We start from the raw sequence: 13,468 nt of genomic DNA, 5'->3' as shown, positions 1-13,468 counted from the left end.
ACATGACCATGGTGATCACTCCTGAAATCCCCCGAGCAAAAGATGCTCAGGATGTGGGCTTCAGGTGGGTCAGTTTTACCCGCGCATCACCGCCGAAAGTGGGTCAGTTCTGGATGCGCGCCAACAGGCTACAACCAAGACAGTGCGGAGTACTACAAGCACCACCGCTTTAATCCTCCCCTGACCGTTATGCTGAAGGTCGTCGACCAGTGTTCGCCTGAGCTCTGGGCTCACACCCGTAACGGCGATCCGGTACTGATTGATCCACGAACGCGTGAGATTCTCGAGAACGCGGCTGCTTCCATCCGCGCATCATGTCGGAGCCAGGCCTACAAGGACGAAGTCGACAATTACAAGCGCAACGAAGAGAAGAACATCGCCAGCTGCTGCGAGTATCTGGCAGCCCAGTTCCAGCGTCGTTCGCAGCTGCTGATCCTACGGGTTGATCTCTACTTCCGCCCGGCGTTCAAGGGCTGGGGCTACACTCGCGAAGCGGATGGCCACTACGCGAGGTTCCTGCGTGCTCTGCGCGAAAATCGAATCGTTCCCGACGTCCTCGGTTACATCAGCAAGCGCGAGGACGGGATCGATCGTGGCATCCACTTTCACGTCCTCATTGTCCTGGACGGGCACAAGCACCGTGATGCGGCCAATCTGACCCGCATGGTCGGAGAGGACTGGGTCCGCCGCTGCGGCCATGGAGAGTACGAGGATGGGGTGGATGTCGGCGAGACGGGCAAGAAGGCCAAGGCGAGCTATTTCAACTGCTACACCCGGACGGACCAGTACCGTTTCAACTGCCTGGGTCTGATCCATCCGACGGACACTGACAAGCTGCGCGGCTTGCGCCTGGCGATCGAGTACCTGTGCAAGGAAACCACGCAGCTCAAACCCAGCCCGCCGAAGTCCCTGGCAGGCGACGAGGACGCCGACACCGCGAGCAAGAAGGGGATCCGCAACCTGCGCAAGGGAATCATGCCGAAGGGTCACAGCGGCCGTGGCGCGCCCAGGAGCAGCGGCCTGGACACCTCAGCCATTGATCGAGAGTTGCTGAAAAAGTGACCTCAAATCTTGCTTCCAGACGAAGGGCCGGCTTGCCGGCCCTTTCTCTTGACACGCCCCGGGGAGCACGCAGGAGCCGTGGTTACGCTGCTAGGAATCTAGCGAACCTCAGCGGAGGCGCCCCGAAACAAGCACAACGTACCCCCAGCCACGATCACGAACACAGTCTGCCAGCGTCTCGTCGATTGAGTCCGGCCGGAACCGCAGGACCGCGCTGACTTTCAGCGAAGCATTCGGTCCGCCGACTACATGTTGCTTCGCAAGAAAGCCGACCTGTGTCAATTGTCCTGAACTCCCTCGATGCATGAAAGACTTGAACGCACCGCCCCCCCACCCGCCAAGCACGATTGGATCACCTATCGCGACTTCAGTCTCGATATAGCGCTGACACTCATCCGGAGTTGGGTTGAATGCGTTGCGTTGCATGGCCCAACCGAGCGAGACATCCTCCATTGAACCGATCAACACCTGGCCGTCTGTGCGCAGGCCGTCATACGGCACAGGATCCTTCCTTCCCCAGCTCCGCTCGCGATCACCGCGGTAGTACGTCAGATTCCTCTTGGCCCGGGTCATTCCCACATACAGCAGCCGCGCCTCTTCCGCGGCATCGCCTTGGAGATCCGGTCCCAGTCGATCCCACCCTGCAACGCCGAACTGAATCATCGACGGCAGAATTACTACGTTGTCGAACTCAAGCCCCTTCACCTTGTGCAGTGTCGAAACTACTGCCGTTGACGCTTCATCTACCGTCCCCAGCAACCGCACGAGTTCATCGGTTCTCAATTCATCGACAAACTGAACGAGCGAGGAAAGATGGGGGAATGAACGCTCGCGGCAGCACAGCTCCCACAGATCGTCCAGCGTGACGTCGGACGTAGCCGGCCTGGAGTATTCCGGAACACCTCCAGCTTGCACCGTCCGGTTGAAGATCTCTCGCCGCAAATCCTCTGAAAGTGCGGCGTCGCCTTTGGCAGCCGCCTCCCGAAGATGGTCCAACCAGAGCGCCACGTGCCTCAGCTGGGCTACGCGCAGATTGGCGCCCCCCTGCACCCTCAATTTCGGCAGCGCCTGGCTCAACAGTCTGTGCGCTTCAGCGACCTCAGCATTCGAACGACAGAGCACGGCGGTCGACTCGCCTTCGCGGCCGGTCAGGTCCTTTAGCAAAGCTGCAGTGCCTTCTACCGCCTCGCCCCACGTTCGACCGCTCCACTCGATCGCTTGGCACGCCCCTTCCCTGGCTCCCGCACGTGATCTCAACCGGGAGGACTTCAGACGCCGGGAGCGGCTCGTGCGCTCGAAGAACCCTGAGATCATCAACTGGCTGCGTTCGACAATGCTCTCGCCAGATCGGAAATTCACGCCCAGCAGGAACTCCTGGAAACTTCCTCCCCCGAAATCGTGCGTAAACTGATCAAAGTACTTCTCGGAGAACTGGTGAGCACTACCATCATTCTTCCGCTGCCAGCGCAGGATGTCCTGGTCGTCGTCACCAATCACCATGACCCCTGCCCTAGACCCGCTGCCGGAGTGGAGATACTTGATGACCTGATACACGTCATCCGTCACGTCCTGGAATTCGTCCACAAGGACACAACGTGCGCCGCCGGCTACCCTCTGGGCGAACGAAGGATCTTTCGACAGCCGACTGGAAAAATCAGAAAGCAGGGTTTGCACACTGTCTCTAGTAATCTCAACCCCCTCCCGCGCCAGGCTCCGCATAGCCAGCGAGTGGAAGGTCGAGACCCGCAGACGCCCCGCGTAGGCTGCATAGCCCAGCGACTTGAACAGCTCGCGAATCCGTCGCCTGATCTCAAAGACGACTGCGCGATTGAACGCAAGCACGATGATTTGCGAGGGATCGATGTTCTGCTCCCGGATCAGGTGCGCGATTCTTCCTACAAGGACAAAGGTCTTGCCAGCCCCGGGACCCGCGTTGACCATGATGTGCTGATCAAACGGCGCCTTGGCCACCTCCCATTGCGCTGATTCTTCCGAGCCCCTGAATCTCTCGAAGAACTCAACCGCTTTCGTGGCGCGGAGCTTCTCCTGCATCTCCAAGAGCAAGGTGGAGGGGCCGCCCCGATCCTCGCTGACTATTTCACCCAGTTGCGAATCAAGGAACTGCTTGATCGCAGGGCCATCAGCGGCATCGAAATACCCTTCGATGAAGACCGGGTGGGCATCCGTGTTCACGTTTGCGAACACCTCCATTGCCAGATTTCGTGCCTCTGCAAGTTCATTGACCTGCCTGAGCTCGTCCCAGATATCCGCCTGATCCTCAAGCCTGCCATCGACATTGGATACTGCTACGACATGTGACAGCGGAACCAACTCCGGCGAAATGCTGACAAGGCTCATTGCCGACAAGAGCGCGGCCACTTTGTTCAAGTCGGATTCGCGGAAACGGCCGTCATGGCTTCCGGCACGTAGCTGATCCACAAGTTTCGAAATCGGGATCGATCTCTGGTTTGCGACGGCCGCGAACAGGGACTTCGCCCCCTGCAGGAAACGTTGCCGTCTGGAATCTGCTTTGGACCATGACGACCGCGGAAGCACTGCCTCCCAGATGACTTTATCGTCGGCCCGAACCAGCTGGCGAAGCTTGACTCCGGATGCACGCGCAAGGCTTCTGAAGCCGTTAATGAACAATCTTTCATACATCCGGCGCTTGTCATCGCCGACCCGCGGCCCCTCTACGTCCTCGACCATCTCAAACGGATTGAACTCGATTCGTCCGTTCTTCGCGAGCCGGCGTATGAGTTCGGCTACTCCGCCATCGACGTACTGGAAGAGCTCGCTGATCTTGGTGGATGGCTCAGATGCAAGCTTGCGCGGAACAACGTCAATCTCGCGATTCAGCGATACAGCCCCACGCTTTTCGAGGTCGCCTAGGACTGCCAGCACATCTCCCATCGACTTGATCGCACTGCTGCGCAGCTTGATCTGGGAGAGATTGAGAATCACCGTCTTTGCCGTGGCGGCCTCACCGCTCGACAACCCGGCGTGTGCGGGACGTGGGCTTGGAAGCGACCGCGCCGGAGTTCTTGCCGAGCCATCGAACAGCATGCCCACCGTGTCGGACAAGCTGGAAAACAGCCGTCCGAGCACGTCGATCGTGCCGCCGAGAAGTCCTGCCGGGGTTGGAGAAGCGCCAAAAACGGAGCCGCCTCCAAGGGATGCACCTGCAAGCGAAGTGTCCACCGAACCAATTTTAAGAATCAAACCGGCTACTTCAGCAGCCAAACCATCCTCCTGGGATATCCGCTCAAGCGAGGACGGGTAGGCAGTCACCTCAATCAGATCCGGGACGGAACCGCACAGGCGGACGCGTTCGGCCCGTTCGAGCCAGTACAGCCCCATTCTGACTCGCGTCGCGGCCGCGCGTCTGGCGGCCGGACTTTGCCCCACGGGGTTCTGTGGCGTGCCGTAGCCCTCGGCAGGAACGATCGCGAGCTGCTGGCCATCCACCTGGTATGCGTGCTCGCACACCTTTTCGTGGAGATCCCTGATGATTGGAAGGGATAGGGCGCTGCGCGCCCGCAAACCCCGGATCGACTCGAAGTCCTGATCCGAGAATAGCAGCGTGGCGGAAAGCTTTTCGAGCTGCGCATTCTTACGCTCCCGCTCCCCGCGCCCGATCCGGCCAACCTCCTGCAGGTAGTCCTCGAGGTATCCCGGCGGTGCAAGGTGCACGACCCAATGGATGTCCGGAATATCCATGCCCATGCCGAAGGCCTTCGTCGCCACGAGGACATCAAGGTCACCGTCAAGAAAGCGCGTGTAGATCTCTTCCCGCGAGCCTGCATCCAAGCCCGCATGGTAGTAGTCGACCTGACCGCTGGTGGCCCGGGCAAGCCGCTGCGCCACGACCTCCGCGTGGTATCGGCTGGATACAAAAACTATGACGGCACTACGTTGACCCGTCGACGCCCGGTTGCGCCGTGCCGCCGATACGGCTTCTTCGATGTGAGGCAGACGCTCCGCCAGTGCCTTGTCAAAGTTCCGCCGGTCGTTGAGCATGCCACGCACACGACGCGGCTCAACGGCAATATGCGTTCGCAATGGATTGGAGAACGAGTCCAGCCTTGCCAAGAGCGGCAGTGGAGATCCCGTCTCTCCGGAATCTCCGGACATGACGGCCTGCAAACGGACCCTGTCGGACGCGGTGATCGTTGCCGACAGCAACAGGAAAGGCGTCGGCTCACTCAAATCCATTGCACGACACATGCGCAGCAACAGATTCAGCGCATGAAAGTAGTCCGGCCTGAACTCGTATCCCCACTGATTCACGCAATGGGTTTCATCCACTACTACATGCTCCAAGCCTTTGTCAGCTTGCATGCGTTTGTGAAGCACATCGAGGAAAACACTGCTGCGTGTCCGCTCTGGCGCGACATACAGCAGCACGATGCGATGATCGAGTACGCCCTGGATCACTTCGGCGATCTCGCTGGGCGGTCGATCACCGCTCAGATAGTCGACTGACTCGGAGAAACCCTGCTCCCGCAGGCGCTCCACCTGATCCCGCATCAAGGCCTTCAACGGCGAGATGACCAATGTCAGCCGTCTATTGCGTAGGCCACGGCAGAGCGCGGGAACTTGAAACAGCACCGACTTGCCCTCGCCCGTCGGCAACGAGACGAGAACATTAGCGGAGCGTTCGCAGATGGCTTCCATCGCAATCTTCTGCGACGGCTTGAAGCCGGTGACGCGATTCCCACCGCCCCCGCTTCGAGGCTGCCAGTTCGCCACCAGGAAGCGTTCCATAGCCTCGATGCCGGAAGGAGCCACCTCTCGCACCAGCTTGAACGGCGACAACACAAGCTCCAACCGTTGCGCCTGCTCAGCCAGGAATGGCGTCTCCACAAGCTGGAACGAGTCCGCCAAGTTCGACAGCCCCTTGGCCATGTCGCCCACGCGCGGATCAACAAGGATGGTGGGGAGCTGCGACGCTGACAGCCCCACATCGGCCATCCATCCATGCAACCGGGCCCGCAACAAGGCAGGCGCAGACTCAAGTACAGCAGCGCCACTAACGACGGTGGCGCCGCCCGCCTTCTCGGTCTTTTGCCCAGAATCACAACCTGCCTGCGCGGCAATGCGCGTCTCCGCACAGGCATGCCACTCCTCGATCGGCAGTGCCTCGACCACAGGTTGCAGCACCACGCCTGCCGACTGGGCAAGCGATTGCCAGACGGGCCACTGGTCGACCACGTCGACCAGCGCGAGGCCACCACTCGAGGCGCGAAGCATGTGTTCACGTTGGCTGCGGTGTTCCGGTTTCACCTCACCAAGCCCGATCTCCGCCAGCCCAACTGTCAATAGATCACGCAGCGCCTCGCTTTGGGTACTCGCAATCAGGAGAATCGGAACGGTTCCCGCTCCAAACGTCGCCACTTCTTTGAACGTACGAAGCACCTCGGCCCAGTAGCTGCCCTGGTCCTCGGCCCGCGGATGCAACACGTGATGGCGCCGCGTTGCAACCTTCGGACGGCATGACGGAACCGGCGCGCCCTCGGCACGAACTATCGCCGCATCGCTGACGGGGAGCGTCGTGAATGCAGCCAGACCTCCTCGAGAGTCGAGCACGTGTGCGGCACGGTCGACGAGCAACCATCGCAACGCAGATCCGGTTTCACCGATACGCATGAATGGCGCTGCGGGCATTTCACCCAGCATCTGCGCAACATCGCTTTGCGCAACCTTCCGTCGATCGAGCACGAGAACATCATCGCTGAGCCCGGTCACCACGCAGGACGATGGATCCCTGCTGGCCCACCAGTCAACGCTGGCGGGCAACGACGCGATACGCCAGCCCGAACCGGCCTTCGGCACTACGCACGCCATGTCGACCGCCGACCGCAGGCGGGCGTCACGTTCAAGCAGCCAGACCGGAATCATGTTCCGCCGCAGCGCGATGCCCTGCGCGGCAGCCTGCTCCCCAACAGCCACCAGGACCCGAGCAGCCGGGTCGGACGCGGCGTCTGCCGGCAGGGCCTTCTTAAGCAAGGCAACGTCAACTTCCCGCCTCTCGGCCGCCAGCCCTTCGCTGGGGTCCGCCGAGACCACCGACGCGCCCGGAACCCAGTCGATCTCCCCGAGCCTGCTCTCGGGCACGACGACCAGCTTCGCAGGCGAGCTTCCCTCCGCGGTCATGAAGCCCGGGAACTCTCGGGCAAAATCGCGGACGCCCCGCTGGGCCTCAATGACCGCATCCAGCAGTCGGGCAGAATCGGTGAACTCGCCGATCAACACCCTGCGTGCAATATCTTCAGGCAGGCCCTCTAGCTGTCGCTTGAACAGCTGCAAAGTGTCAAGTGCATCCCGGTCCGCATGATGCCGCCCACCGAGCGCGTGCGACGCCGCCTGCGGCTCCAGAAGGTACCCGATGAGCAACGTGTCCCAGATCAATGGCACCGAAGTCGGCGCGATGTGGCGGGCAACAATCGGCCAGTCCCATGCCAGGGCATTGTGACCTACCACCAATGGCGCAGCGTGGACTCGCTGCCCCAGGTCGGCCATGGCCACATCCAGGTCGGTCCCGCTACGCTCATCGTGAAGAAGGCTGGCCTGTCCGTTGCGTGCGCAGCCGATTTCCCAGATGCGCTTACCGTCGGTTTCCAGGTCAAACGCCAGTGACGCAGCGGTAAGCAGCGTCCTTGCACGTGATGGTTCCTGTTGGAGTTGCTTGTCCAGCCCTGCCGGATTCTTCCGCCACCCTGACACCAGAGAAACCTGGCGCGCGGCTGGAAGTCGATGAAACAGCGAAACCGATAGATCGAGATTACGGTCCGCCCACGCTTCAGCCTGTACTTCGGACAGCAATCCGTTACGCACGATCCTGTCCAGCCAAGCATCGATGAACGCATCCCGCGGGATGTCGTAGGCCAGGAAACGCGTTGCCAGCTCGACCTCGGATGCCTCGGCTCCTGGGAAACAGGACTCCCAGTTGCCACGCGGTTTCGACAAGGCCCGGCTGAGCAGGTGCCATTCAAGGAGGCGGGAGCGGGCGTCCGGAGAAAGCCTCTGGCGTTGAATCCACGAGGGGTCTGGTGTCCCCAGCACGGCCAGCTGTGCTGGCTCGAACACTTCCAGCATCCGCGTGAACGCGCAAGCCGGGCTGCCTGGCGACAGGCAGGCAGCAAACTGGTAGTGCGACTTCGCCAGCCGGCTACTGACCTGATGTGCTTCCAGATCAGCCGGCGACATCTCGGCCAGACGTTCGCAGACGACCTGTCCCAGTACCTCGTCTTCCAGGTCGGTGGGTGCCGGCGCATTTCCACCCCACGGCTTCGCGTACCACGCTGTTTCAAACAGGCCCCACAGCGCATCCCGCGGCAACTCACCTAGGCGCTTGCGCCGCAAAGCGTCCACAGATGTCTGATCCGTGGGCGCATTCCCTAGCGAAGCTGAAGAGATTTCGACGGGCGCCCACAAGACTGCACCCTTCTTGGGCTCGTGTGGACGCCGTGGGTCGCTGCCCGTAATGAAAAGCACCTGCGATCCCACAGGGGGAAGCTTTTTTCCGTCAGGCAGCCGGCCCGGATATCCCCTGAAGTGGAAGAACACGTCCTCGCGCGCGCCACCAGAGATGAAGCCGAAGCCCCGTTCTTCGTCGAGCCTGGCCACAGTTCCGAAGCGTGGCAGCTTCAAGAAGAGCATTCCCTCATCAGATTGTGGCTTCTTACCAGATCCTAGCGGCCGACCACCGGTCTTGGAATTGGTCTTCCTAGTGTCCACAACCTCTCGCTCGGTCGGCTGTAAGCCCAATGTCTTCAGCTGGTCGGCCAGCGTGCTCATGATTGTTCATCCCCTTGCTGGCACACACGCGTCTCCCAAAGTCTTGGCGAAATGGAAAATGACCGGGTGTGCGCGTTACCCATCCCCGGCTTGGCGTCACCCTCGATCGCTGCGGATGTGCCTAAAGTCGCTCTTGTGCTTGTTGCGCCGGTACTTTTCACCGGTGATGAAGTAAACCAACGACTGCACCTGATCACTGTCTTCCCGGTCAAAGAAGCCAAGACCAACCAAGAGATCCACCAATTTTTCCCGATCGCCGCCGAGTCCTGGTTCCTTAGCACCACTCCAACGGCAGGCGGCATATAGGAGTTTTCTGAGCTTGTGATTGATGAAATCCTGATCGAGGAATGTATCCGCCGGAACCTCTACGGCCTCTTCGGGAAGATCAATCTCCCCAAGGCCCTCGGACGAATAGTTGTAGCCGGGGTTGGCGAGCGTCGCCGCGAACTCATGCCGACCGTCGTTGAAAGGCTTGGGATTCTTCTTGTAGCCGGCATTCAACTCTCGAAATTCTGCCGCAAGCGATGGCGCATCGATCTCACTGCGCGCCCTCCCTCGATTTCTATAGGCTTTGCGGAGGATCTCGTATACCAATGACGACGAATCTTTCAGCCCATAGGGGTCATCCGGCGCATCTCCACAGGCTGGCACAAGCACATCCTTAGCAGTCGGCGTGCTTTCCAAGGCGTCACTAAGTGCGGGCGCCTCAACGAAAACATCCTTGAAACTGACCCCGTGAAGAATGTACGAATACTGGCTTCTGATGCGATTCAACGTCTTCACGACCACAGGAGCACCCGAGCTGGCATCAAACTCGGTTGGCACCTTGTCGGCGATGGCCCGCTCGGTGGGCAAGAGGAAACCCAGCAAACCCTTTCGATACTTGAAATCGATTGAAGGAATGCCATCGTGCGTCAACGCGGATTCCAGACCTCCCGCACTGAATTGGTGCAATGCGACGGGGGGATATTCGAGAACGTCACGCAACTGCGATGTATCGAGCTGCAAATACCGTATCTGGGCCTGATTGCCATCAGCCCGCACGGGACCTTGGGTTGACTTCTGGGGCCACAGAAGCTGGTACCCAGGAGGAAAGGGGTCAATGGAGAGAAGGCTGACCCGAAATCCCTTCGGGACCTTGACGTAGAACCTGTCGTATCCAGCCTCAAGGAGCCTGTGAACGAACTCAACAGGGTCGTTCCCGTCAAGCATGCTGGCTAAGGGCCGAACTCGAATGGCTGGCGATTCAGGCGTCATGCGGCGAGGCATCCTTCTTGGGGTTCTTTGCAGGTGGGTGAACAAAGTCGGCCCAGGCCTGCATCATCGGACGACGTTGCTCCAAGAGATCTGTGCGGTGGTAGGCGGCCTCGACCTTGTCCTTGACCGTATGCGCCAACGCCCGCTCTGCCAGGTCACGGGCATAGCCTTGCTCGCTGCACCAGTCGCGGAAGCTCGAGCGGAACCCGTGGGCGGTCGCAATACGCCCAGGCGTGTCGCTCGGTGCGTTCGCTCTCCGCAACAAGGCTGTGAGCGTCATGTCCGACATGACCGAACGAGCCTGCACAGAGGGAAAGACAAGTTCGTCGTGATGGCCTTCCTGGCGCCTGAGCAGCTTGACGGACTGTTCCGACAATGGCACTCGATGAGGCTGTTTGGCCTTCATGCGAGCAGCAGGAATCGTCCACAGCTTCGCGCGAAGGTTCACTTCCGCCCACGTCATCCCGCGCACCTCGCCGGAACGACTGACATTCAGGATCAGGAACAGCAAAGCATTTCGCGTGACTTCGTACTCGCCAGCTCCTGCAAGTTCTGCTTTCACGAACGATGGAAGCTTCGCCCAGGGCATTGCTGGCTGATGCTCCTGCCGGACAGACTTTCCCGGCTGCAGCGGAAGCAGATGTGTTACGACATCGACCGGGTTGGCTTGGTTAAATCCGTGCGCCCAACCCCACGCCATTACCGCGTGTAGCCGTTGCTTCACGCGACTTGCCGTCTCTGCCTTGTCGAGCCAGATGGGGCGGAGGACATCCGCAACGTGCCGCGGTTGCAACTGGTCGATGGAAAGGGAGCCAATCCGTGGAAACGCGTACTCAGTCAGCGTATTAAGCCACTGCTGTGCGTGCTTGGGATTCTTCCACCCGGGCTTTAGTTCCGCGTGGAGTAGCTCCGCTGCTTCCTGAAAGGTCGGTGTCTTCGGCTTAGCGTGGTCAGCCGCCTTAACCTCCAACGGATCCTGCCCACTCGCGATCTGCTCGCGCATTTCTCGCGCCAGTTTACCCACCAGAGCAATCCCAACTTCGGGGTAGGCACCCAAGCCGGCGTTGCGTCGCTTGCCCGTGGCAGGACTGACGTACCGCAGCACCCACTTACCCTGCCCCTTCTGTGAGGGCGACGGATGCAGCGTCAGGCCAGTTATGCCTCCGTGCGGGACAGCCTGACCGCCAGGGCTCAGGCTGCGAGCCTTTGCATCCGTGATCAATCCCATGTCCTTCCTCGGCCCCCCTGTTTCCGGTATGCCATCGAGTATGCCATTTGATGTTTGCTTCCTTTAGGTGTCGTTGGGGTCGATTGGTACGCAGCTGTAGCTAAGTTGCTGAACCTCGTGCTAAAATTTTCAAAGGTTGAGATCGGCTGGGCCCCGTTGGGCATCGCCCGAGCAGTTCCTCTCTCCGCCAGCATTACATAAGCCCCTGTTTTTACAGGGGTTTTTTGTTGGCTAAAAGATCGCGGGCAGGGCACAAATCGGGGCACAACTCCGATGGCACTTCCTCACTACCTTACGCAGGCCGCGTCAGGCCGTTACCTCTTCCGCATCCGCGTTCCCTCTGCATTGCGTGAAAGGGTTGGACGCGCTTTCCTCAAGCGTTCGCTGGGCGCTGACCTGCTGGCCGCACGGTTGGCCGCGTTGGAGCTGTCCGCCCGCTATGCTGCGGCTTTCACCGCCATACAGGACACAGGGATGAGCAAGGACGACGTGGACGCGTTGATTGCACGCTTGAGCAAAAGCCGTCTGCCGGAACTCACGCTGGAACGCACGCAACGCGCCGATGGCTCCATCGTCGAGCGCTGGCAACTGGACAACGACGACGACGTCCGGCTTTACCGCCAAGCCACGGCCCCACGCGGTCGCAATGCCGAACTGGCAGCGATGTATGAAAAGGACCCGCTCATGGCCATGCTGGACGGCTACGAGCCCCCTGCCCCCTCTCCGGCACCTGCTGCACCTGCGCCAACGGCTCCGGCCGCTACTGTGGCCGAAGCCATTTCCATGGGCAAGGCGCGCGACGCATGGCTGAAAAGCCTTGAGGCGTTCACCAGCCCCAAGACCCTGACCATCAAGGGCACGGCCATCAACATGCTGGTGGACTACATCGGCAGCAACCACCAGGTGCACACCATCGGCCGGCCTGACATGGCGCGCTTCTATCAACACTTGCGCGACAAGGGCAACAGCACGCCCTCCATCTACAACAAACAGTCCTACCTGGGCGGTGCGGGCGGCTTCTTCGATTGGGCCACCAAATCCGGCCACTTCCCGACCGTGGACAACCCGGCCAAGGGTCACGTGCGTTACACGGCCAAGGAAAAGCGCCAGCGGAAAAAGCTGGGCTTCAAGGCCTTCACCCTGCCCCAGATCCACACTCTCTACGCGCCCGAGCAGGTCGCCAGGCTTTCCCCCGGCACACGCTGGGCCGCCCTGCTGGGCCTTTACACCGGCGGCCGGGCCGGCGAAGTCGGGCAACTACTGCTGACGGACGTGGCAGAGGCCGACGGCGTGCCCGTCCTCCACGTGACCGACGAAGGCGAGAACCAGCGGCTTAAAAGCGATGTCTCCAAACGGGTGGTGCCCATCCACGCCGACCTGCTGGCGCTAGGCTTCCTCAACTACGTGCAGCGGCTGCGGGACCGTGGCGATACCCGCTTGTTCCCGCAAGCCGCCACCAACGCCAAGAACGGGCCCGGTAACTGGATTTCCAAAGCGTTCGGCTACTACATGGGCAAGCTGTCTGCCGATTGGCCGAAAGCCAAACGCGGCTTCCACAGCCTGCGCAAGAGCGTCATCCAAGAGATGCAGACCGCTGGCGTCGCCTCGGAAATGAGGGCCCAAATCGTCGGCCACGAACTGGACGACGAACACCATGCGACTTACAGCCGGGAATTCACCGCCGCCGAGAAACTGCACGGTGCCGGCAAGTCTCCCGGCCTGTCGATGCTGGCCTATGCGCTCAACTTGGACGCCTTGCGCCCCCTGTTGACTGAGCTGCCTGACAGCAAGCCCAGCAACCGAACCAAGGAACGGGCTTAAACCTTTCCAGCGATGGCCTTCAACGCGGCCATCGCTTCCTGCTGGCGCTCATCGGGCAGCTTAGACACCAGCAACTCACCTCTGCCAGAAAATCCGACGTGGCGTAGAAATACGGCAGCGGCAGGCCCAGCGCATTGGCCAGGAACTGGGCGCGCAGGGCTTCCATCTGTCGGGCTGTTGGCGCGCATCCAGAACTGACCCACTTTCGGCGGTGATGCGCGGGTAAAACTGACCCACCTGAAGCCCACATCCTGAGCATCTTTTGCTCGGGGGATTTCAGGAGTGATCACCATGGTCATG

Annotated in this window: 6 protein-coding genes; 2 read left to right on the top strand and 4 right to left on the bottom strand. The window is 60.6% G+C overall.

Annotated features, from left to right (window positions below):
* The first annotated feature begins 189 nt into the window (after positions 1-189).
* Complete coding sequence (locus WDC87_RS20860) at positions 190-1,062, top strand: inovirus-type Gp2 protein (RefSeq protein WP_301655140.1); 873 nt, start codon at positions 190-192, stop codon at positions 1,060-1,062.
* 108 nt (positions 1,063-1,170) lie between these two features.
* Here the strand turns inward: WDC87_RS20860 and WDC87_RS20855 are convergent, their stop codons facing one another.
* The 3 genes from WDC87_RS20855 to WDC87_RS20845 form a co-directional block, all read right to left on the bottom strand.
* Complete coding sequence (locus tag WDC87_RS20855) at positions 1,171-8,862, bottom strand: UvrD-helicase domain-containing protein (RefSeq protein ID WP_252744690.1); 7,692 nt, start codon at positions 8,860-8,862, stop codon at positions 1,171-1,173.
* A gap of 96 nt (positions 8,863-8,958) precedes the next feature.
* Positions 8,959-10,119: a hypothetical protein gene (locus tag WDC87_RS20850; protein ID WP_252744689.1), complete on the bottom strand. Its 1,161-nt coding sequence runs from the start codon at positions 10,117-10,119 to the stop codon at positions 8,959-8,961.
* Positions 10,109-11,347, bottom strand: a complete 1,239-nt coding sequence (locus WDC87_RS20845; protein ID WP_252744688.1) for a tyrosine-type recombinase/integrase — start codon at positions 11,345-11,347, stop codon at positions 10,109-10,111. The genes WDC87_RS20850 and WDC87_RS20845 overlap by 11 nt, the downstream gene beginning before the upstream one ends.
* 273 nt (positions 11,348-11,620) lie before the next feature.
* Here WDC87_RS20845 and WDC87_RS20840 point away from each other — a divergent pair, with 273 nt between their 5' ends.
* A complete protein-coding gene (locus WDC87_RS20840) occupies positions 11,621-13,168 on the top strand; it encodes a site-specific integrase (RefSeq protein ID WP_252744687.1) in 1,548 nt (515 codons plus the stop codon).
* Here WDC87_RS20840 and WDC87_RS20835 read toward each other — a convergent pair.
* Positions 13,165-13,468: hypothetical protein (locus WDC87_RS20835; RefSeq protein ID WP_336331326.1), on the bottom strand; the 304-nt coding region annotated here is incomplete at its 5' end. The two genes, WDC87_RS20840 and WDC87_RS20835, sit on opposite strands and share 4 nt — an antisense overlap.

Source organism: Stenotrophomonas maltophilia group sp. Smal12, from assembly GCF_037079935.1.
Classification (GTDB): Bacteria; Pseudomonadota; Gammaproteobacteria; order Xanthomonadales; family Xanthomonadaceae; genus Stenotrophomonas; species Stenotrophomonas sepilia.
This window is presented reverse-complemented; position numbering and strand designations above follow the sequence as displayed.